This window comes from Azospirillum sp. NS33 (assembly GCF_059703765.1).
The window spans coordinates 1-19,843 of the sequence record NZ_BAAKJB010000051.1; the positions used below are offsets into that span (position 1 = coordinate 1).

The window sequence follows — 19,843 nt, forward strand, 5'->3', positions numbered from 1 at the left end:
GCTCGGCGGCATGACCTGGAGCGTCGGCGACGGCCCGGGCGGCGCCGTCGTCACCTTCAGCACCGGCGACCAGGTCACCCTGGTCGGCGTCCAGGCCACCGACGTCACCGGCACCTGGTTCGCGGTCTGACCGGTGCCCGGCTCCCACCGCGCCGGCTCCCTCCCCCCGGTTCACGGCGGGGGAGGGGCGGGGCTCTGGTGGTGGCACCTCCACAGGGCCGCCACCGGCCCCCCGACGCGCCCCGGTCAGCCCCTATATCAGGACGGTGGCGTGCGCCCGGGGTGGCGACGGCGGTGGAGGATGCGCATGGCAATGGGCGAGGGAGTGGCGATGCGCGACGGCGGCATGGCGTGGGCTGCCGTGCGGCCGTCGCACCGCGCCGCCCCCCCGGCGGTGCGGCGGCGCCGTCTCCACGCCGCGGCGCTCGCCCTGACAGCCGCCGTGTTCGGGGTCGACGTGGTCACCCACGCCGAAAGCGTGTCGGTCTGCTTCGCCTACGCCGCGCCGATCCTGCTCGCCACCCTGGTCGACGCGCGCACCCCCTTCCTGTACGCCGCCGCGGCGTCGGCGCTGTCGGTGGCCGGCCTCGCGGCGCAACCCGGCGTCGAAACCACCGCGGCGTTCGTGGTCAACCGCACCATCGCCGTGCTGGCCCTTTGGCTGCTGGCCCAGCTCCTGCACTCCCGCCACCGCGCCGAGGCGGCGCTGCGCCGCAGCCTGGACGTGGAGCGCGCCAAGGCGGACATGCAGCGCCGCCTGATCGCCATCCTGTCCCACGAGGTCAAGACACCGCTGACCACCATCGACGGCCAGGCCTATCGCCTGGGCAAGCTCAGCCGGACCGTGGAGCCCGACGACGTGGTGGCGCGCACCGCCAAGATCCGTGCCGCCGTCCACCGCATCAGCGCGATCGTCGAGCGCATCGAGCTGTCGTCGGCCGCCGGCAGCGGCGAGGCGACGGCGCGCGCGGAGGCGACCGACCTGGCCGCCCTGCTGGTGGAGGCCGTGCAGCCCTACGCCGAGCGGCCCGGTGCGCCCGCCTTCGTCCTCGCCCTCGACCGGCTGCCGCGAACGATGGCGGGCGACGCCAGCCTGTTGCTCCAGGTCTTCGACAACATCGTGTCCAACGCCGTCAAGTACTCGCCGGCGGGCGGCACCGTGCGGATCGCCGGCTGGTGCGACGCGGCGTCCGTGGTGGTGCGGATCACCGACGAGGGGGTGGGGATCGAGCCGGGCGAGGCCGCCTGCCTCTTCAAACCCTATTTCCGCGGCCGCAACAGCGGCGGCGTCGGCGGCGCCGGCATCGGCCTCTACCTGGTCGAGCGCTACGTCGCCCTGCACGGCGGCGCCGTCACCGTCGACAGCCCGCCCGGCGGCGGCACCGCCTTCACCGTCCGCCTTCCCCTGTCCACACCGAACCCGGACCCGCTCCATCATGCCGCACGGCCGTAAGATCCTGTGCATCGAGGACGACCCCGGCACCCGCGAGCTCCTCGAGGAGGAACTGGTGGAGGCGGGGTTCGCCGTCCATGCCGCCGGCGATGGCGCGGCCGGGCTGGCCGCCATCGACGGGGTGCGGCCGGACCTCGTGCTGTGCGACATCGACATGCCGCGCCTCGACGGCTTCGCCGTGCTGGAGAGGGTGCGCCAGGGCGCGGCGGCGGTGCGCAACGTGCCCTTCGTCTTCCTCACCGCCTACGGCGCGCGCGACAACCAGATCCGCGGCCGCCGCCTGGGCTGCGACGACTACGTGATCAAGCCCATCGACTTCGAGCTGCTGGTGGAGATCGTGCGCGGCCGGCTCGCCCGCACCGGCGTCCGCGCGGGCGAGCCGGGCGAGGGGGACGAGGTGCGCCTGACGGAGCGGGAGGCCGAGTCGCTGACCTGGTCGGCGCGCGGCAAATCCTCCGCCGACATCGCCGTGCTGCTGGGCGTGTCGGAGCGCACCGTCAACTTCCACATCGACAACGCCATCCGCAAGCTGGGCGTGGCGACCCGCATCCAGGCCGCCGTCAAGGGCGCGCTGCTCGGCCTGCTCGCCCCCTGAGCGCGCGGGCGGCCTACGCCAGCTGGTCGCGGGTCAGCCAGAACACCTCACCGAAGCTGCTGGCGGTCTGCAGCCACAGGAAGTCCAGCTCGGGGAACTCCGCTTCCAGCAGCTCGCGGCCGCTGCCGAACTCGCAGAGGATGCCGCCCTCGGGGGTCAGGTGCTTGGGCGCCTCCTTGAGGATGCGGCGCACGATGTCCAGCCCCTCGCGGCCGCCGCCGGCCAGCGCCATGGCCGGCTCGTGGCGGAACTCCGCCGGCAGGCCGTCCATCGCCTCGGCCGAGACGTAGGGCGGATTGGTGAGGATGACGTCGTAGCGCCGGCCCTTCAGCGGCTTGAAGAGATCGCCGTGGTGCAGCTCGATGCGCTCGGCGAAGCCGCTCTCGTCGGCGTTGCGCCGCGCCACCTCCAGCGCCTCGGCGGACAGGTCGACCGCGTCGATCCGCGCCTCCGGAAAGATGTGGGCGGCGAGAATGGCGAGGCATCCCGAGCCGGTGCACAGGTCGAGCACCCGCTCCACCGCGGTGGGGTCCTCGACGAGGGTGAAGTCGTCGCCGCCGAACAGGTCGGAGAACAGCAGCTCGCCGATGTAGGAGCGCGGCACGATCACCCGCTCGTCGACGTAGAACGGGAAGCCCTGGATGTAGGCCCGGTTGGTGAGGTAGGCGGCGGGCTTGCGCGTCACCACCCGGCGCTCGATGATTCCCGCCACCGCCTGGCGCTCCACGGTGGTGAGGCGGGCGTCGAGGTAGGGGTCGAGCTGGTCGATCGGCAGGCCCAGCGTCTCCAGCACCAGGAACACCGCCTCGTCGTAGGCGGTGGCCGTGCCGTGGCCGAACGCCAGCCCGGCGGTCCGGAACCGGCTGACGCCGTGGCGGATGAAGTCGCGGACGGTCCGCAACTCGGCGGCGGCGGTCGCTGCGTCGACGGCGGGGGAGGGCGCGCTCACGGGGTCGGTCACGGGCGGGCACCGGGCTCTGGTGGGGGACCCCCGGGATGTAGCAGCTTGCCGCGCGGGCGGCAATGCCGTGCCCCCTGCGAACCCTGCGGACTCCAGGGTTCTGCCGGCTTTCCGAGCCCGCCCATGGGGGGCGGTGGGTCGGAAAACCTGCCTAGTCGGCCGCCGGTGCCGCCCACGACCCGCCCAGGGTGGCGTGGCCGTCCAGCGGGTCGTAGACGCCGCCCTCGCCCTCGATCATGAAGCGCTTGACCTCCTCCTCGGTGGCGCCCGGCAGCATCAGCTCGTCGTCGACCCCGGTGGGAACCAGCCGCTCCAGCGGCAGCAGCACCCGGTCCGCCCCGGCCAGGAATCCGCCGACGTCGACGACGGCGAAGAGGGCGCCGCTGTGCGGCTCCCGCACCACCCCGTCGACCGCGCCGATGACGCTGCGCCCGGAGCCGACCACGTGCATGTCGTCCAGCGCGTCCACGGTGAGGGCACCCAGGCGGGGGTCGATGGTGGGCGGGCCGGCAACCGCCGCGGTGCCCGTCCCGGCGTCCGTCCCGGCGCCCGTCCTGGCGTCCTCGGCGGCGCCCGCGGCGGGCCCCAGCAGCAGGGCCAGCGCCATTGCCATAGCGGCGCGTCGGCGCGTCGCGTGTCGCATGCCGGATCCTCCCTCAGCGGTGTCGCACCCCGACAACAGGCCGGGCTCCGGGAGGTTGCGGGTCGGTGTTCAGCCGCCGCCGGGGTCGTCCAGCAGGGCCGCCAGCCGGCGCTGGTAGGCGGGGCTCAAGCCGAACTCCCGCGCCCCCTCCAGCAGGAACGCCGCGTAGCCGTCGCGGCACCGGGCCCCGGCGGTGCCGTCGGCGTCGATGTAGACCAGGGCGTCGGTCGCCGACCCGTCGGGGCGGCGCACCGCCAGGGTGTGGCGGGCGTAGCGGCCGGCGAGGCCGACGCCCTCGGCGCGGTCGAGGCTCGCCTCGTCGTCGCTCCCGATCAGCCACAGCACGCCCTCCACGGCGCAGCCATGGCGCGCCACCACGGTCGCCACGCCGCGCGGGTTGATCACCAGGGCGAAGCCGTCGAGCACCGCCGGACCCAGCGCCGTCGCCGCGCGGCAGCGGCCGTCCATGCGGCGGCGGCACATGTTGGAGCCATAGGCGAAATAGGGGCGCATGGGGCCGTGTCCGCAGGGTGTCGTCCGCTCGGCCCCCGCGACCCGCCGCCGGTGCCGGGCGGGCGGTTCCGGGTGGCCGTGGGCCGGGTGGACATGGGCCGGGTGGACATGGGCCGGACCGGAGGCGCGGGTCGCACCGACCGGCGGCCGCCGACGCGGAAACGGGGACCCGGAGGCCCCCGTCCCATCGCTGCGGCGACGCCGGTCCGGTGGATCAGTCCACCATCTCGTGCACCATCTCGTCCTCGTCGCTGTCGGTGCGGCGCTTGCGCGAGCCCTCGACGTACTCGAAGGCGGGCATGCCGTCCTCGACCCGGACGCGCACCGTGCCTCCCTTGGCCAGCTTGCCGAACAGCAGCTCCTCGGCCAGCGGCTTCTTGATGTGCTCCTGGATCACGCGGCCGAGCGGGCGGGCGCCGTACAGCGGGTCGTAGCCCTTCTTGCCCAGCCACTCCCGCGCCTCTTCGGTCAGCTCGATGGTCACGCCGCGATCCTCGAGCTGGGCCTCGAGCTGCATGACGAACTTGTCGACCACACGGGAGATGACCTCCAGCGTCAGCGCCGCGAACGGGATGATCGCGTCGAGGCGGTTGCGGAACTCCGGCGTGAACAGCTTCTCCACCGCCTCCATGTCCTCGCCGACGCGGGTCTGGCGCTCGAAGCCCATGACCGGCTTGGCGAGATCGGCGGCGCCCGCGTTGGACGTCATGATCAGGATGACGTTGCGGAAGTCGACCGTCTTGCCGTTGTGGTCGGTCAGCTTGCCGTGATCCATGATCTGCAACAGGATGTTGAACAGATCCGGATGGGCCTTCTCGATCTCGTCCAGCAGGAGCACGCAGTGCGGATGCTGGTCGACGGCGTCGGTCAGCAGGCCGCCCTGGTCGAAGCCGACGTAGCCCGGCGGGGCGCCGATCAGCCGCGACACGGTGTGCCGCTCCATGTACTCCGACATGTCGAAGCGGGTCAGCTCGATGCCCAGGGTGTGGGCGAGCTGGCGCGCCACCTCGGTCTTGCCGACGCCGGTCGGGCCGGTGAAGAGGTAGTTGCCGATCGGCTTCTCCGGCTCGCGCAGGCCGGCCCGGGCCAGCTTGATCGCCGACACCAGGGCGTCGATGGCCTTGTTCTGGCCGAACACCATGGTCTTCAGGTCGCGCTCGAGGTTGAGGAGGATCTCCTTGTCGTCGCGGCTGACCGACTTCGGCGGGATGCGGGCGATCTTGGCGACCACCGCCTCCACGTCCTTCACCGAGATCTTCTTCTTGCGCTTGTTCTCGGGCAGCAGCATCTGCGCGGCGCCGACCTCGTCGATGATGTCGATCGCCTTGTCCGGCAGCTTGCGGTCGCCGATGTACTTGGCCGAAAGCTCCACCGCGGTGCGGATCGCGTCGTTGCTGTAGGCGACGCGGTGATGCTTCTCGTAGTAGCCCTTGATCCCCTGGAGGATCTTGATCGCGTCCTCGATGGTCGGCTCGTTGACGTCGATCTTCTGGAAGCGGCGGACCAGGGCGCGGTCCTTCTCGAAGTAGTTGCGGTACTCCTTGTAGGTGGTCGAGCCGATGCAGCGCAGGGCACCCGAGGCGAGCGCCGGCTTCAGCAGGTTCGACGCGTCCATGGCCCCGCCCGAGGTGGCGCCGGCGCCGATCACCGTGTGGATCTCGTCGATGAAGAGGATGGCGCCGTCGTGGGCCTCCAGCTCTCCGATCACCGCCTTCAGGCGCTCCTCGAAATCACCGCGGTAACGGGTTCCGGCCAGCAGCGACCCCATGTCGAGGGCGAAGATGGTCGCGGTCTTCAGCACCTCCGGCACCTCGCCGTGGACGATGCGCCGCGCCAGCCCCTCGGCGATGGCCGTCTTGCCGACGCCCGGGTCACCGACATAGAGCGGGTTGTTCTTCGACCGGCGGCACAGGATCTGGATGGTCCGCTCGACCTCCTGCTCCCGACCGATCAGCGGATCGATCTTGCCGCTCGCCGCCTTCTTGTTCAGATTGACACAATAGGCCTCCAGGGCCTCGCTGCCTTTTTTCACGACCTTCTCCGCCGCCGCCTCGTCGTCGGCTCCCGACACCCGCTTGGATTCCGAGCGGCCGGGGGCCTTCGCGATTCCGTGAGAGATGTAGTTCACCGCGTCGAACCGGGTCATCTCCTGCTCCTGCAGGAAATAGACCGCATGGCTCTCGCGTTCAGAGAACAAGGCAACGAGCACGTTTGCTCCCGTCACCTCCTCACGACCCGACGACTGGACGTGGATCGCGGCCCGCTGCAGAACCCGCTGAAACCCAGCCGTGGGCTTGGCGTCATCGGGCCTGTTCGTGATCAGGTTCGCTAGTTCGTTGTCGAGGTAATCCGAGAGCTCCGCCCGCAGGCGATCAAGCTCGACCCCGCAAGCACGAAGTACTGCCGTCGCGTCCTGATCCTCGGTCAAGGCGAGCAGCAGGTGTTCGAGCGTCGCGTATTCATGCCGACGTTCGTTGGCATACGCGAGGGCCCGATGCAGCGTCTGTTCCAGGTTGCGCGACAGCATGTGTCTGTCTAGTCCTTTTCTAGCGTGCACTGAAGCGGGTGCTGGTGCTGGCGCGCGAAGTCCATCACCTGTGTCACCTTCGTCTCCGCGACTTCGTACGTGAACACGCCACACACCCCGACGCCCCGGCGATGGACGTGCAGCATGATCCGTGTTGCCTCTTCCCGCGTTTTGCTGAAGAAGCGCTCGAGAACGTGAACGACGAATTCCATAGGTGTGTAGTCGTCGTTCAGCATCAAGACCTTGTACATCGAGGGTTTTTTGGTCTTCGGCTTGGCCTTGACGGCAATGCCGGTGCCCGTCCCCTCGTCCCCTTGCTTGTCCGAATCGGCCATCGGCTCAACAATCGATCATCGCGATGGGTGTCCCCTGGAATGATATGAGGACTCCGGGCGCCGTGGGAAGGGGCGCCATCATCTTTCTACCCGTTCGGGAGACACCCTCGACGATTCCCTCGACACCGCTTAATCCATAAATAAAGTGGGGCGCCGCGGCGCTAAGCACAATGACCCCGGAACGCAAAAGGACCCGGCGGCCGAAGCCGCCGGGTCCATCGCGCGGGGGTTCGCCCCGGTGCCGCGCTGCGGCGGCCGGTCAGGCGGCCAGCGGCTTGGCGAAGATCTTCATGGAAGCGTCGAAGCGGGCGCTGATCGGCGCGAACGCGTCCTGGGCGATCTTGGCCGACAGCTCCTGCAGCTTCGTGCCCTCGGAGACGGCGGAGTCCACGGACTGCTTCACGAAGGCGTTCTGCAGGTCGATCAGCTCGCGCAGGCTCTTCACGGTGAAGGCGGCCTTGCTGGCGGCGACGCTCTTCTCCATGGACGACTGGGTGTAGGCGGCCATGTGCTTGCCGGCTTCCTCGGCGCCCTTGGCGACGATGGTGCCCGACAGGACCAGGGCGTCCACATTCTCCTTGGTCAGCGCCGCCAGATCCTCGTAGCCCTTCAGGAGCTGGGCCGAGGCCTTCTCCATCTGCTCGCGCTGGGTCTTGGTCAGACCCTCGAGGTTGGTCTTGGCGGTGGCGACGGCGTCTTCCATGGTCTTGACGGTGGCGGTGAACTTGTCGTTCATGTTCGGTTCCTCGCATTCCTGGGAGCGACCGCGCCGACCCCTTGTGTTCGGCAACCTGGCGCGGGCGGTGGGTCCGGTTTTCGTCCGCTGTCCCGCCGGTTTGTTGCGGTGCAGCATAAGCGCCAATATAAGGACGTTCGCGGCGAAGTCAACGGAATTTTGTGCACTGCACCATGGATCGCCGGGCCATGGACCGCCAGGAACGGGAGCGGTGCGCATCGGTGCACCCGGACGGGGCCTCCCGCGGCCGCGCCGCCGCGGGCCGGAGGCCCGGGAGCGGCGGCTCCCGGGCTCCCCCGCGGTGGCGGGCCGCCGCCGGCCGGTCAGGCGGCCAGCGGCTTGGCGAAGCGGGCCACCGCGGCGTCGACCCGGGCGCCCAGCGGGGCGAGCGCGTCGTTGGTGACCTTCGTCGACATCTCCTGGAGCTTGGTGGTTTCGGCGACCACGGCGTCGACCGAGGTCTTGACGAAGGCGTTCTGCAGCTCGACCACCTCGACGACCGATCTGGCGGTCAGGAAGGCCTTGCCGGTGGCGACCTGCGCGTCGAAGGCGGCCTGCAGGAAGGCGGCCATCTCCTTGCCCAGGGCCTCGGCGCCCTTGGCGACGATGGACCCGGACTGGATCATCGCATCGACGTTGCCCTTGTTGAACGCGGCCATCTCCTCGTAGCCCTTCAGCACCTGCGCCGACGCCTTCTCCACCTGCTCCTTGGTGGCCGCCATCGTCTGCTCGTAATGCTGCTGGGCCTGCGCCTGCTGGGCCTTGAGGATGCCGTCGAATTGCGTCTTCGCCTGGGTGGCGACGTCCTCGATGGTCCTCGTGGCGGGCTTCGGCTTCACGGTGGTGGTCATGTCTGCGCCTTCCTTCCTTGGTCGGCCGCACCGCCGCCGGGGGGCACGCCGCGGCGGCGCGGGTGGCTTTGCCGGTGGACGCCGGGCGCGGCGACGGCGGCCGACGGCGTCTTGCTGCATCGCAGCAATGGCGGAGTATCCCCGAATCGCCGGCCCTGTCAACGGAAACATTGTGCGTCGCACAATTGGTCGCAGTCTCCATCGCACGATTGGTCGCGCACCCGGTCGCCGCACCCAGCGGCGACGGGCGCTTAACGGATGCTTTACCGCCGGGAGTGCCTATGTTCGCGTGGCCGATTGCCGGCGGCGTGCGGACCACGCGCGCGCGGGCGGACGGCGCGCGCGGCCGCGGGCGGCACCCGTGGCGTCACCAACCGGGAATGTGCGTCCATGACCTACTGCGTCGGCATCAAGATCCGCGAGGGCCTGATCGCCCTGTCCGACGGGCGGATCACCAGCGGCACCCAGCTCTCCTCGGCCCGCAAGGTGACCATGATGGGGCAGGGGGCGAACCGCTTCTTCATCATGAATTCCGGCCTGCGCAGCGTTCGCGACAAGACCCTGGCCTATCTGCGCCGCGACATGCAGGGGCGCCGCGGCGAAGGCTACGGGACCATGCTCGACGCGATCGGCGCCTTCACCACCTGCCTGCGCCGGGTCGCCGAGGAGGACCGCGAGGCGCTGGAGGCATCCAAGCTGCACTTCAACCTGCACGCCCTCATCGGCGGCCAACTCGCCGAGGATCAGGAGCCGACCATGTTCCTGGTCTATCCCGAGGGCAACTGGATCGAGGTGGACGAGCGCACCCCCTACCTCTCGATCGGCGCCACCGCCTACGGCAAGCCGATCCTCGACCGCTCCTTGAAGTACGACACCGAGATGCAGACGGCGCTGAAGATCGCCTACCTGTCCTTCGACAGCACCCGCTTCTCGTCGGCCGACGTCGGCTTTCCCATCGACATGGTGTCCTACGCCACCGCCGACCGCCGGTGGCGCCAGGCCAACTTCGACTACGACGACCTGGTCGAGCAGCGCCTCTGGTGGAACCGCAACATCACCGAGCTGGCGCGCCGCATGCCCGACGGCCCCTGGGTCGACACCCTGGTGCCCGACGGCATGCGCGTCATTCAGCTCGACGACGAGGCCCCGTAGGCGGCAGCGGCGGCGGGTCGGCGCCCGGTGCCGCACCGGGCCAGGTGGCGTCGGCGAAACGGTCCGCGGGATAGGGGTAGACGTTGAAGAACCAGGTGCCGCCATGGCAGCCCTGGACCATCCAGTAGATCGACTGGTTCGGCGCCATCAGGCGCTGCGGCGCGGGATCGAAGGCGCCGCTCTGGTAGAGGCCGAGAACGAAGGTGGCGAACTGGTTCGGCGTCAGCCGGGTGCGCGCCACCTCGGCGGCGCCGGCGTCCAGCGGCGCCACCAGGTCGATGCGGGCGATGTCCGGCGCCCGCACCACCCTGGCCTCCAGCACCGCGCCGCCGTTCTCCGAGTCGCCGATCACGTCGAAGGCGCGGACGTGCTGGTTGAAATCGGCGTTCACCACCAGCCGGAAACGGTCGCCCCCTTCCGCGCCGCAGGCGGCGCGCAGATCCTCGCCGGACAGGTAGCTGAGCCACGTGGTGCGGCCGTCGGCACGGCGGTCCGCCGTGCCCGGGGAAGCACAGCCCGCCGTCGCCAGGACGGCCGCCAGCAGCAATCCGCATCCAATCCGCGCCATTCCCATGATATAGCGCCGGCCGGGGCGGCCTGAAAGGGCGGGCTCCGAACCCGCCGCGGCGCAGGTGGCCTACGCCCGTTCGGGGCGGTCTGCCCCTTGTTCGTCACAGCCCCCGAATCGCCGTGGAAGCAGGAAATTAACGAATTCCCGCTAGACACTGATTCAACTCGTATTTACCATCGACACCGCTGGCGGCATTCACAGCTTTCCCGGGGGCATCATGACCGTGACGCAGCGCCTCGCTCACGCGGCGATCGGACCATTCGTCGAATCCGCGCTGCGGTGGCCTCCGGCACGCGCCGCGCGCCGCGGCCTGGCCCTGGCGCTGGTCGTCGCGTTCGCCCTGTGGGGGGCGCCCGCCGCCGCCGCGACGTACGCGGCGATCGTGGTGGACGCGCGCACGGGCGACGTCCTGCACCAGGACGACGCCGACGTGCGCACCTACCCCGCGTCTCTCACCAAGATGATGACGCTCTATCTCGCCTTCGAGGCGTTGGACGACGGCCGGCTGGCGCTCGACCAGGCGTTGCCGGTGTCGGCCCACGCCCAGTCCATGCCGCCGACGAAGCTGGGGGTGCGGGCCGGCCAGTCGCTGCGGGCGGAGCAGGCGATCCTCGCCCTGGTCACCAAATCGGCCAACGACGCCGCGGTGGTGCTGGCGGAGGCGCTGGGCGGCAGCGAATGGCGGTTCGCCCAGCTGATGACCCGCAAGGCGCGCCAGCTCGGCATGCGCACCACGGTCTTCCGCAACGCCTCGGGCCTTCCCGACGACGGGCAGGTGACGACGGCCCGCGACATGGCGGTGCTGTCGCGCGCGCTGATCGCCGACCATCCCAAGTACTACCCCTACTTCTCGCGCCGTGACTTCGTCTATGGCGGCAAGCGGCTGAGCAACCACAACCGGCTGATGGCGCGCTACGACGGCATGGACGGCATCAAGACCGGCTACATCCGCGCCTCGGGTTTCAACCTCGCGGCCTCGGCGGTGCGCGGCGGCCGCCGCCTGGTGGCGGTGGTGCTGGGCGGGCGCAGCACGGCGTGGCGCGACAACCGCGTCGCGGCCCTGCTCGACGATGCGTTCGCCCAGGCGCCGCGTCGCGACCTGCCGGCGCTGATCGCCCGCGTCGCGCCGGACACCGTGCCGGTGCCCGACGCCAAGCCGGTGCTTCCCGGCGCGATCGCCCGGGTGTCGGCGCCGGCCGGCGTGGAGGCGCCGATCCCCGACCGGAAGCCGGTGACGCTGGTGGCCCTGTCCGAGGCCCCGCGGCCGGACGCCAAGCGGGCGGCCGGGTCGCTCGTGCCCGCCGCGGCCCGGGCCGTGGCCGCGGTGGAGCAGTGGGGTGTCCAGGTCGGCGCCTTCTCCAGCCGGGCGTCCAGCCAGAAGGCGCTGGTGCGCGCCGCCAAGAAGCTGCCGCAGCTGTTCGCCGAGGCGGAGAAGACCATCACCGAGGTGCCGACCCGCCGCGGCACCGTCTACCGCGCCCGCCTCATCGGCTTTGGCGAGAAGGACGCGCGGTCCATCTGCGCGCAGCTCCAGCGCGCCGGCCAGCGCTGCATGCCGGTGGCCCCCAGCGAAGGGTTGTGACCGGCCGCGCCGGCGCCGCGCTCAGCGGCGCGGCGCCCGGTGGCGGTGCGCCGCCACCACCGCCAGCGTCACCGGGCGGAAGTCCCAGACGTCGACGCCCACGTCGATCTGCCGGGGCAGGCCCTTGAGCAGGCCGTGGCTGTGGCCGTGCAGGTTCAAGGCGCCCTTGTGCATGCCGTTCCAGGTCCGGAACGCGTAGTGGCAGAGCACGAGGCGCCGGCCGTCCAACTCCAGCTCGGCGTAGTCCGCCACGCTGGCCCAGCCCGCCAGCATCCTCGTCTCGGGGCGGTCGTTGTTGCCGGCGATCAGGTGCTTGGACCCGTTCAACCGGCCCAGCAGCCCGGCCATCGCCTCGGCGGAGCGGCGCAGGGCGAAGTCGCCGAGATGCCAGACGTCGTCGTCAGGGGCGACGGTGGCGTTCCACCGCGCCACCATCGCCTCGTCCATCTCCGCCACGCCGGCGAAGGGCCGTCGGAAACGGCCGATCGCGCCGGCGTGGCCGAAATGGGTGTCGGCGGTGAAGAAGACCGTCATGGCCGAGGCCCGCCGGTGGCGCCGGCCGGCCCGCGCTCAGGCGGCGCCGGCCGGGGGCGTGGCGTCGTGCGCCGGGTCGAGCAGACGGTGCAGGTGCACGATGAAATAGCGCTGGTGCGCGTCGTCGACGGTCGCGCCGGTGGCGGCCCGCCAGGCCTTGTAGGCGAGGTCGTAGTTGGGGAAGATGCCGACGAAGTGCAGCTTCCCCGGGTCGACGAACTCCTGGCTGTCCGGCCGCACCAGTTCCCCCCCGAACACGAGGTGGAGCAACTGTTTGTCTGGCATCGCGCGTCCCCTGGGCTGTATTGGAAACCGACAGGTGATATCCGCCGGCGGCCCCCGCCATCAAGCCCATAGTTGCCCGGTGTCCAGGGATCGGCGGCCGCGACCCGCGCCGGCGCGCCGTCAGTGGGTGTAGGTTCCCGTCAGCGACGCCTCGGCGAGCGTGTGTCCGTGCGTGGCACGCCGCACCTCGTCGACGCTGGCGGTCGGCGGCGGGTCCAGCCGCTCGACGTCGAGCGCCATCAGGCGGAAATGGTAGCGATGGGTGCCGTGGCCTGCGGGCGGATCGGGGCCGTCGTAGCGGTCGTGACCGTAGTCGTTGACGCCGTGGACCAGCCGCCCGCCGGCCACGCCTTCGGGCAGCTCCTCCTGGGTGGCGGCGATGTCGTAGACGGCCCAATGCTTGAACACACCGCGCGGCGCGTCGGGATCATCCATGACCAGGGCGAAGCTGCGCGTCTGCGCCGGCGCCCCGCTCCACGCCAGGGGCGGCGACAGGTTGGCGCCGTCCGGCGTGTGGCGCGGCGGAATCGGCTGGCCGTCGGGGAACGCCGGGCTGAGCAGGACGAACGGCATGGCGGAGGCTCCTTCGTGGTGCCCATCGCGGGGGTGTGGCCCTGCAACCGGGCCGCCCCGCAAAGGTTCCGGACCGCCCGCCGCGGCGCGGGCGACGCGCGGTCTCGCGGCCCCCGGGCGGCCGCCCGGCGGCGCCTTGCGGGCGGCGGTCCGCTTGCGCCGCCCGGGGGCCGGCAGTAAGGTCGCTGGCTTTTCGTGCCAACCCTCACTCGGGACCCCGCCAGGGGCACATGCGCCATGCCGATCCTCGCCTCCCGCCTGTCGCGCATCAAACCCTCGCCGACCCTGGTCGTCACCCAGAAGGCCCGCGACCTGAAGGCGGCCGGCCGCGACGTCATCGGGCTGGGCGCCGGCGAGCCGGACTTCGACACGCCGGACTCGATCAAGCGGGCGGCGGTCAGGGCGATCGAGGCCGGCGACACCAAGTACACCTCGGTCGACGGCACCCCGGCCCTCAAGGCGGCGATCTGCGCCAAGTTCGCGCGCGAGAACGGGCTGGCCTACACGCCGGACCAGATCACCGTCGGCACCGGCGGCAAGCAGGTGCTCTACAACGCCCTGATGGCCACGCTCGATCCGGGCGACGAGGTCATCATCCCGGCCCCCTACTGGGTGTCCTACCCGGACATGGTGGCCCTGGCCGAGGGCACGCCGGTGACGTTGCCCTGCCCGGCCGGGCAGGGCTTCAAGCTGCGCCCCGCCGACCTGGAGGCGGCGATCACCGCGCGGACCAAGTGGCTGATCCTCAACTCCCCGTCCAACCCGTCGGGCGCCGCCTACACCCGCGCCGAGATGAAGGGCCTGACCGACGTCCTGATGCGCCATCCCCAGGTCTGGGTGATGAGCGACGACATGTACGAGCACCTGCTCTTCGACGGTCTGGAGTTCTGCACGCCGGCCCAGGTCGAGCCGGCGCTGTTCGACCGCACCTTGACCGTGAACGGCGTGTCCAAGGCCTACGCCATGACCGGCTGGCGCATCGGCTACGCCGGCGGCCCGCGGGAGCTGATCAAGGCGATCGGCGTGATCCAGAGCCAGTCGACCTCCAACCCCTCCTCCGTCAGCCAGGCGGCGGCGGTCGAGGCGCTGAACGGGCCCCAGGATTTCATCGCCGAGCGCTGCGCGGTGTTCCGCGAGCGCCGCGACCTGGTGGTGTCGATGCTGAACCAGGCCACCGGCATCCGCTGCCCCAACCCGGAGGGCGCGTTCTACGTCTACCCGTCCTGCGCCGGCACCATCGGCAAGACGACCCCGGCCGGCACCGTGATCGGGACGGACGAGGACTTCGTCACCGCGCTGCTGGAGGCCGAGGGGGTGGCGGTGGTCCAGGGCTCGGCCTTCGGCCTGGCGCCCCATTTCCGCATCTCCTACGCGACCTCCACGGCGGAACTGGAAGAGGCCTGCCGCCGCATCCAGCGGTTCTGCGCCAGCCTCACCGGGTGACGGGGGTCGAGGCCGGGACGGCTGGAGGAGCGGCCGCACCGCCCCTCGGCCCCCGGGCGACGATCGCGCGGACCCAGCCGTCGATCCGGCGGGGGCACACCCGCTCCGCATCGCCGCCGTCGCCCGGGGGACTCCACGCCCGCCATCCTCCGGAGAGGGGCGCGCGCCGGCATCCGCACGGCGGGCCCCATTCGCAGCGTCACCCCAGCTTGACGTAGCCCCGCTCGATCACCCGCTGCGCCGCCTCGAAGACGGCGATCAGCTCCTCGTAGGCCTGGCGCAGGCGCGCCAGATCGGCGATCGCCGCGGCGTCGGGGTGGCGGTGCTCGGCCGCCTTGAGGCCGGCGCGGATGTAGTCGGCGCGCAGTTCCGCCACCCGGACCGCCAGACGCAGGAACGTCTCCTGGTTGAGGTGGGGGATCTGCTGGCCGATCACCGTGCAGTTGGCCTCCAGCACCGCCGCTTCCATGGTTTCCATGAACTGCCGCACGCGGTGGCGGCTCGCCTTGTCCGCGCTGTCCGGCGTCAGAAGCTTGTCCACCCTGCCCTTGACGAATTCACCGACGATCTTGCCGCCCATGACCATCTCCCGCCCTCCGCCCGAACGCGGGGTGCCGGCTGGCCCCCGCGGCGGCAGTCTACACCGGGGCGCGGCCTATTGCGCGGCCAGCGTTTCGCGGCGCTGCTCGACGGCGCGGTCGGCCATCTTGCCGGTCAGCTCCTGCAGGCGGTCGAACACGCTGGTGAAGGTGCCCACGCCCAGCGACAGCGAGCGCAGCTCGACGATCAGGTCGTGGATCTCCGCCTGGGGAAGATAGGCCTTCACCTCGTCCCAGCCCTGCCAGCCGGGCCGTGCGTCGAAGCCGAGGATCTGGCCGCGGCGGCCGCTGACCAGCCGCTGCACCTTGGAGGTGTACTCGCTGGGCACGGCGATGGTGACCAGCAGGATCGGCTCCAGCAGCACCGGCTCGCATTTCGGCAGGGCCTCCTGCATGGCCTGGCGGGCCACCGTCTTGAACGCCATCTCGGAGCTGTCGACGGCGTGGAACTGGCCGCCCACCAGGCGCACCTTGAAGTCGACCACGGGAAAGCCCAGCGGGCCTTGGGCCGCGTGGTCGCGCACGCCGGCCTCCACGGCCGGGATGTACTGGCGCGGCACGACGCCGCCGACGACGGCGTCCTCGAACTGGACGCCGCTGCCGCGCGGCAGCGGCCCGACCTCCACCTGGATGTCGGCGAACTGGCCGTGGCCGCCGGTCTGGCGCTTGAACCGGGCGTGGTGCTCGGTGCTCCTGCGGATCGATTCCATGAAGGGAACCTGCGGCGGGTGCCCCTTGACGGCGACGTTGTACTTGGTGCGCAGGCGGTCCATGGCGATCTGCAGGTGGATGTCGCCCTGGCCCGCCAGCACCAGCTCGCCGCGCTCCGCCGCCTGCTCGAACCGCAGCGACGGATCCTCCTCCACCAGCTTCTGCAGCGCGCCGGTCAGCTTGACCTCGTCGTTGCGGTTCTCGGCGTGGATGGCCAGGGCGAACACCGGGGCGGGAACCTCCGGCCACGGCGCGGCCCGGCCCAGGTTGCCCTTGTCGGTGAGGATGTCGCCGGTCGACGCCTTGTCGAGCCGGCCCAGCGCGACCACCTCGCCGGGACCGGCCTGGGCCAGCTTCTCCTGGCCGTGCCCCATCATCCGGTAGACGCCGGAGACCCGCTCGCCGCCCAGCGTCATGCCGTCGGCGACCGCGCCGCGCCACACCCGCACGAACGACAGCTTGCCGGCGTGGGCGGCGTTGAAGCTCTTGAAGACCTGGACGGTGGTGCCGTTCTCCGGGATCGCCTGGCGTGCGGCGCTGGCCGCCACGTCCGGCCCCTCGTGGCGCAGCGCCTTCAGCAGGCGGCGGATGCCGCCGTCGTTCTCGGCGGAGCCGAGGAAGACCGGGACGATGAGATCCGAGGCGAGGTCCCTGGCGAGGTCGTCGTAGACCCGCGTGGTGTCCGGCGTGACCTCCTCCAACAGTTGCTCCAGCAGGGCGTCGTCGAAGTCGGCCAGCGCCTCCAGCATCTCCTGGCGGGCCTCCTCCTCGCGGTCCTTCAGGGAGTCCGGGACGCTCACGAGGTCGGAGGCCTGGTGCGGGTTGAAGTGGTAGGCGCGCCCGCTCACCAGATCGACGTAGCCCGTGATCCGCTCGTCCTGGCGGATCGGCACCTCGCGCAGCACCAGGGGGCGCGAGGACACCGCCTGGTAGGCCTGGACCACGTCGCGCACGCGGAGGTCGACCAGGGTGTCGATCTTGTTGATGAACAGCAGGTGCGGGATCTTGTGGTCGTCGAGGAACTTGAGGAGGGGGGCGAGGATGACGGCCTTCTCCGGCTGCGGCTCGGCCACCACCACCGCGACGTCGCAGGCCATCAGGGCGCACTGCGTCTCGTGGGCCAGCTCGACCGAGCCGGGGCAGTCGAGGAAGGACCAGCGTTCGCCCAGATAGTCGGCGGAGGCCAGGCTGACCTCGACGCTCATCTGCCGCGCCTTGGCCTCGGCCGAGGAATCGCCGACGGTGTTGCCGTCCTTCACGCTGCCCTTGCGCGTCACGGCCCCCGTGGCGGACAGCAGGCTTTCCATCAGCGTCGTCTTGCCGCTGAGGTAGGGGCCGACCAATGCAGCGCAGCGTGCGGTCGGGACCTGGGTGTGGGGCATGCGGACCTCCCGGATCGTCTGGGCACGAACCGCGGCAGGGGAGCCGGGGCCGGCCACGGCCGGCGGTCGTCGAGGTCGACCGCCATCGGCGCGGCTCGTGCGGATGGGTGTGCCGGTCATTTTTTCAGCATTCAGCTTCCCCCCGTCCGGCCGGCCTGTCGATGGAAAAAAAGGCCGCATGTTGCCGCGGAACGCGGCCCTCAGCCCGCCTTCACCGGCGGCGGCGCCCCGTCGGCATAGGGGGCGAGAGCGGCGGCGACGGCGCGGTGCACCGGCGTCGGAACGCCGTGCTCCTCGCCCAGGCGCACCACCGCGCCCGACAGCCAGGGTAGTTCCAGCCGGCCGCCGCGCTCCAGGTCGTTCAGCATGGACGAGCGCATCGCCGGCACCAGCGCGTCGACGAGCCCGCGCACCCGCTCCACCACGTCGCTTCCCAGGGGCACGCCGGCGGCGGCGGCCACCGCCACCACCTCCGCCACGGCGTCGAACAGCAGCGCGCGGGTGTCCGGCACGGCGCGGATGACGCCGACCGGCTGGCGGGTCAGGGCGGTGATGCCGCTGAGCGGGGCGAGGAAGGCGAACTTCTCCCAGATCGTCGGCAGGATGCGGTCGCTCAGCACGGCCTCGAACCCGGCCCGCCCGGCGAGGGCGTGGAAGGCCTCGAGGCGCGGCGAGCGCCGGCCGTCCAGCTCGCCGACGGTGATGCGCGCCAGGGTGCCTGTGTGGCGGATCGTCCCCGGGGCCGCGATGGTCGCCGCGACATGGGCGACCCCGCCCACGGCGTGTTCGTGGCCGAGGCGGCGGGCCAGCGCCTCGGGGCCGGTGACGCCGTTCTGCAGCGAGATCACCGCGGTGCCCGGCTTCAGCAGCGGCCGGCACAGCGCCGCCGCCTCCTCGGTGTCCCACAGCTTGACGCAGAACAGCACCACGTCGACCGGGCCGACGCGGGCCGGGTCGTCGGTGGCGGCCGGCCGGTCGAGCCGGAGGTCGCCGGCATCGCTGACGATCCGCAATCCCTGATTGAGGATCGCCGCGAGCTGGCGCCCGCGCGCCAGGAACGTGACGTCGGCACCGGCCGCCGCCAGCCGGGCTCCGAAATAGCCGCCGACCCCGCCGCTGCCCATGACCGCGATCTGCATGGCATTCCCCCCCGGATGTCGTTGCGTGGGCTCGCCCCCGCTGCGCGGGGCCGCGGGCCGCTGCGATTGTGGACCCCCGCCGCCGCGGGCGGCAAGGGCCCAGGCGGCGGGGCGGCGGCGGGGCGCGGCGTGCGAGGCGCGGTCGCGCATGGCCATCGGCGGCGCCCTCGGCTAGGGTGGGGGGGAAACCGCCACGACCCGAGGGCGATGCACCATGGCCGACGCCGCGACCGACCTGCCGGGAGGCTTCCACCGCCTGCGCACCTGCCGCCATGGTCCGATGCTGTTCAACGTGAACGACCGCTACATCGGCCGGTCGCTGGATCTCTATGGCGAGTTCTCGGAGCAGGAGGCCCGCCTGCTCCGGCAGATCGTGCAGCCCGGCGACCTGGTGGTGGAGGCGGGCGCCAACATCGGTGCGCTGACCGTCGTGCTCGCCCGCGCGGTCAGCCCGGGCGGCGTGGTGCTCGCCTACGAGCCGCAGCGGGTCGTCTTCCAGATGCTGTGCGCCAACCTGATGCTGAACGGCCTGACCAATGTGGTGGCGCGCCATGCCGGGCTCGGCGAGGCGCCGGGCACGGCGTACCTGCCCGATTTCGATCCCGCGGTTCCCAACAATTTCGGCGACGCGCGCCTGGTGGCCGAGGCGTCGGCCGGCGCGCCGGTGCCGGTCGAGACGATCGACGGCCAGGGGCTCGGCCGCTGCCGGCTGATCAAGGCCGACGTGCAGGGCATGGAGGACGCCGTCCTCCGGGGGGCGGCGCGCACCATCGCGACGCACCGCCCCGTCCTCTACATCGAGAACGACGACCGGGCCCGGTCGCCGGCGCTGCTGTCGCTGATCCGCTCCATGGGCTATCGCATGTGGTGGCATCTGCCGCCGCTGTTCGATCCCGGCAACCTCTTCGGAAACACCGAGAACGTGTTCATCGAGCAGGGCGCCCCCGTGCTGTCCTGCAACGTCCTGTGCGTGCCGCGGGAGGTCACCGCGAACGTCGAGCTTCCGGAGATCCACGACGACCGGGAGTGGCCGGATCTCGATCCCTGAGCGGCGGGCGGGTGCGGCGGCCCTGCGCCACCGATGCGCTTGACGGCCGGCCCGTCGCCCGGGACAATGAGCACGAACAACCCATCAGGCATCGGCGGCAGGGTGACGGGCGCTTGGCCGGGGCGGCCGGCGCCGTCCTGCCGGTGCTTGGCGTGGAGGCCCGAATCGCCAGCGTCGAACGACCCGCCGGACACCTGACACCCTTCGCTG

20 protein-coding genes are annotated in these 19,843 nt (G+C 71.4%); 6 read left to right on the plus strand and 14 right to left on the minus strand.

What is annotated here, in order from left to right:
- Window positions 1-307 precede the first annotated feature (307 nt).
- Window positions 308-1,453 (plus strand): sensor histidine kinase, encoded by a 1,146-nt coding sequence (locus AC6H2I_RS28350; protein WP_497504139.1) that lies wholly within the window; start codon window positions 308-310, stop codon window positions 1,451-1,453.
- Window positions 1,437-2,048, plus strand: coding sequence for a response regulator transcription factor (locus AC6H2I_RS28355; RefSeq protein WP_497504141.1), 612 nt, complete (start codon window positions 1,437-1,439; stop codon window positions 2,046-2,048). The genes AC6H2I_RS28350 and AC6H2I_RS28355 overlap by 17 nt, the downstream gene beginning before the upstream one ends.
- 13 nt (window positions 2,049-2,061) lie before the next feature.
- On the opposite strand, the gene prmB is transcribed toward AC6H2I_RS28355, so the two are convergent.
- From prmB to AC6H2I_RS28390, 7 genes are all read right to left on the minus strand, one after another.
- The gene (prmB, locus tag AC6H2I_RS28360) at window positions 2,062-3,009 is read right to left on the minus strand and encodes a 50S ribosomal protein L3 N(5)-glutamine methyltransferase (RefSeq protein WP_497504142.1); all 948 of its coding nucleotides are present in this window, start codon (window positions 3,007-3,009) and stop codon (window positions 2,062-2,064) included.
- A 151-nt stretch (window positions 3,010-3,160) separates the two neighbouring features.
- A complete protein-coding gene (locus AC6H2I_RS28365; RefSeq protein ID WP_497504143.1) occupies window positions 3,161-3,652 on the minus strand; it encodes a hypothetical protein in 492 nt (163 codons plus the stop codon).
- Window positions 3,653-3,721: 69 nt separating this feature from the next.
- Window positions 3,722-4,165, minus strand: a complete 444-nt coding sequence (locus tag AC6H2I_RS28370; protein ID WP_497504144.1) for a gamma-glutamylcyclotransferase family protein — start codon at window positions 4,163-4,165, stop codon at window positions 3,722-3,724.
- Between the two features lie 214 nt (window positions 4,166-4,379).
- Complete coding sequence (clpA, locus tag AC6H2I_RS28375) at window positions 4,380-6,692, minus strand: ATP-dependent Clp protease ATP-binding subunit ClpA (protein WP_497504145.1); 2,313 nt, start codon at window positions 6,690-6,692, stop codon at window positions 4,380-4,382.
- A gap of 8 nt (window positions 6,693-6,700) precedes the next feature.
- Window positions 6,701-7,027: an ATP-dependent Clp protease adapter ClpS gene (clpS, locus tag AC6H2I_RS28380; protein ID WP_497504146.1), complete on the minus strand. Its 327-nt coding sequence runs from the start codon at window positions 7,025-7,027 to the stop codon at window positions 6,701-6,703.
- Between the two features lie 259 nt (window positions 7,028-7,286).
- Window positions 7,287-7,763 (minus strand): phasin family protein, encoded by a 477-nt coding sequence (locus tag AC6H2I_RS28385; RefSeq protein ID WP_497504147.1) that lies wholly within the window; start codon window positions 7,761-7,763, stop codon window positions 7,287-7,289.
- Between the two features lie 323 nt (window positions 7,764-8,086).
- Entirely contained in the window at window positions 8,087-8,614 is a 528-nt protein-coding gene (locus AC6H2I_RS28390) for a phasin family protein (RefSeq protein ID WP_497504148.1), read from the minus strand.
- A gap of 390 nt (window positions 8,615-9,004) precedes the next feature.
- On the opposite strand from AC6H2I_RS28390, the gene AC6H2I_RS28395 reads away from it, so the two are divergent.
- On the plus strand, window positions 9,005-9,766 hold the full coding sequence (locus AC6H2I_RS28395; RefSeq protein ID WP_497504149.1) for a proteasome-type protease: 762 nt from the start codon (window positions 9,005-9,007) through the stop codon (window positions 9,764-9,766).
- On the opposite strand, the gene AC6H2I_RS28400 is transcribed toward AC6H2I_RS28395, so the two are convergent.
- Entirely contained in the window at window positions 9,738-10,313 is a 576-nt protein-coding gene (locus tag AC6H2I_RS28400) for a hypothetical protein (RefSeq protein WP_497504150.1), read from the minus strand. The genes AC6H2I_RS28395 and AC6H2I_RS28400 overlap by 29 nt on opposite strands.
- A 241-nt stretch (window positions 10,314-10,554) precedes the next feature.
- On the opposite strand from AC6H2I_RS28400, the gene AC6H2I_RS28405 reads away from it, so the two are divergent.
- On the plus strand, window positions 10,555-11,919 hold the full coding sequence (locus AC6H2I_RS28405) for a D-alanyl-D-alanine carboxypeptidase (protein ID WP_497504151.1): 1,365 nt from the start codon (window positions 10,555-10,557) through the stop codon (window positions 11,917-11,919).
- 21 nt (window positions 11,920-11,940) lie between these two features.
- Here AC6H2I_RS28405 and AC6H2I_RS28410 read toward each other — a convergent pair whose 3' ends face one another.
- From AC6H2I_RS28410 to AC6H2I_RS28420, 3 genes are all read right to left on the minus strand, one after another.
- A complete protein-coding gene (locus AC6H2I_RS28410) occupies window positions 11,941-12,453 on the minus strand; it encodes a metallophosphoesterase family protein (RefSeq protein ID WP_497504152.1) in 513 nt (170 codons plus the stop codon).
- Window positions 12,454-12,489: 36 nt separating this feature from the next.
- Window positions 12,490-12,738 carry a DUF4170 domain-containing protein gene (locus tag AC6H2I_RS28415; protein ID WP_497504153.1) on the minus strand — a complete coding sequence of 83 codons (249 nt, stop codon included), beginning with the start codon at window positions 12,736-12,738 and terminating at the stop codon, window positions 12,490-12,492.
- A gap of 120 nt (window positions 12,739-12,858) precedes the next feature.
- Entirely contained in the window at window positions 12,859-13,311 is a 453-nt protein-coding gene (locus AC6H2I_RS28420; RefSeq protein ID WP_497504154.1) for a YbhB/YbcL family Raf kinase inhibitor-like protein, read from the minus strand.
- A 237-nt stretch (window positions 13,312-13,548) separates the two neighbouring features.
- Here AC6H2I_RS28420 and AC6H2I_RS28425 point away from each other — a divergent pair, with 237 nt between their 5' ends.
- Window positions 13,549-14,754, plus strand: coding sequence for a pyridoxal phosphate-dependent aminotransferase (locus AC6H2I_RS28425; protein WP_497504155.1), 1,206 nt, complete (start codon window positions 13,549-13,551; stop codon window positions 14,752-14,754).
- A 199-nt stretch (window positions 14,755-14,953) separates the two neighbouring features.
- Here the strand turns inward: AC6H2I_RS28425 and AC6H2I_RS28430 are convergent, their stop codons facing one another.
- From AC6H2I_RS28430 to AC6H2I_RS28440, 3 genes are all read right to left on the minus strand, one after another.
- On the minus strand, window positions 14,954-15,334 hold the full coding sequence (locus AC6H2I_RS28430) for a hypothetical protein (protein WP_497504156.1): 381 nt from the start codon (window positions 15,332-15,334) through the stop codon (window positions 14,954-14,956).
- Between the two features lie 75 nt (window positions 15,335-15,409).
- Window positions 15,410-17,446, minus strand: coding sequence for an elongation factor G (locus AC6H2I_RS28435; protein WP_497504157.1), 2,037 nt, complete (start codon window positions 17,444-17,446; stop codon window positions 15,410-15,412).
- Between the two features lie 200 nt (window positions 17,447-17,646).
- Window positions 17,647-18,585: a ketopantoate reductase family protein gene (locus AC6H2I_RS28440; protein WP_497504158.1), complete on the minus strand. Its 939-nt coding sequence runs from the start codon at window positions 18,583-18,585 to the stop codon at window positions 17,647-17,649.
- Between the two features lie 214 nt (window positions 18,586-18,799).
- On the opposite strand from AC6H2I_RS28440, the gene AC6H2I_RS28445 reads away from it, so the two are divergent.
- The gene (locus AC6H2I_RS28445; protein WP_497504159.1) at window positions 18,800-19,633 is read left to right on the plus strand and encodes an FkbM family methyltransferase; all 834 of its coding nucleotides are present in this window, start codon (window positions 18,800-18,802) and stop codon (window positions 19,631-19,633) included.
- The last annotated feature ends 210 nt before the right edge of the window (window positions 19,634-19,843 follow it).

Bases quoted from the DNA above. Each gene is read 5' to 3' on its own strand.
- AC6H2I_RS28350 (WP_497504139.1), top strand. From the start codon at position 308: ATGGCAATGGGCGAGGGAGTGGCGATGCGCGACGGCGGCATGGCGTGG.
- AC6H2I_RS28355 (WP_497504141.1), top strand. From the start codon at position 1,437: ATGCCGCACGGCCGTAAGATCCTGTGCATCGAGGACGACCCCGGCACC.
- AC6H2I_RS28365 (WP_497504143.1), bottom strand. From the start codon at position 3,652: ATGCGACACGCGACGCGCCGACGCGCCGCTATGGCAATGGCGCTGGCC.
- AC6H2I_RS28370 (WP_497504144.1), bottom strand. From the start codon at position 4,165: ATGCGCCCCTATTTCGCCTATGGCTCCAACATGTGCCGCCGCCGCATG.
- clpA (WP_497504145.1), bottom strand. From the start codon at position 6,692: ATGCTGTCGCGCAACCTGGAACAGACGCTGCATCGGGCCCTCGCGTAT.
- clpS (WP_497504146.1), bottom strand. From the start codon at position 7,027: ATGGCCGATTCGGACAAGCAAGGGGACGAGGGGACGGGCACCGGCATT.
- AC6H2I_RS28385 (WP_497504147.1), bottom strand. From the start codon at position 7,763: ATGAACGACAAGTTCACCGCCACCGTCAAGACCATGGAAGACGCCGTC.
- AC6H2I_RS28390 (WP_497504148.1), bottom strand. From the start codon at position 8,614: ATGACCACCACCGTGAAGCCGAAGCCCGCCACGAGGACCATCGAGGAC.
- AC6H2I_RS28395 (WP_497504149.1), top strand. From the start codon at position 9,005: ATGACCTACTGCGTCGGCATCAAGATCCGCGAGGGCCTGATCGCCCTG.
- AC6H2I_RS28405 (WP_497504151.1), top strand. From the start codon at position 10,555: ATGACCGTGACGCAGCGCCTCGCTCACGCGGCGATCGGACCATTCGTC.
- AC6H2I_RS28410 (WP_497504152.1), bottom strand. From the start codon at position 12,453: ATGACGGTCTTCTTCACCGCCGACACCCATTTCGGCCACGCCGGCGCG.
- AC6H2I_RS28415 (WP_497504153.1), bottom strand. From the start codon at position 12,738: ATGCCAGACAAACAGTTGCTCCACCTCGTGTTCGGGGGGGAACTGGTG.
- AC6H2I_RS28420 (WP_497504154.1), bottom strand. From the start codon at position 13,311: ATGCCGTTCGTCCTGCTCAGCCCGGCGTTCCCCGACGGCCAGCCGATT.
- AC6H2I_RS28425 (WP_497504155.1), top strand. From the start codon at position 13,549: ATGCCGATCCTCGCCTCCCGCCTGTCGCGCATCAAACCCTCGCCGACC.
- AC6H2I_RS28430 (WP_497504156.1), bottom strand. From the start codon at position 15,334: ATGGGCGGCAAGATCGTCGGTGAATTCGTCAAGGGCAGGGTGGACAAG.
- AC6H2I_RS28435 (WP_497504157.1), bottom strand. From the start codon at position 17,446: ATGCCCCACACCCAGGTCCCGACCGCACGCTGCGCTGCATTGGTCGGC.
- AC6H2I_RS28440 (WP_497504158.1), bottom strand. From the start codon at position 18,585: ATGCAGATCGCGGTCATGGGCAGCGGCGGGGTCGGCGGCTATTTCGGA.
- AC6H2I_RS28445 (WP_497504159.1), top strand. From the start codon at position 18,800: ATGGCCGACGCCGCGACCGACCTGCCGGGAGGCTTCCACCGCCTGCGC.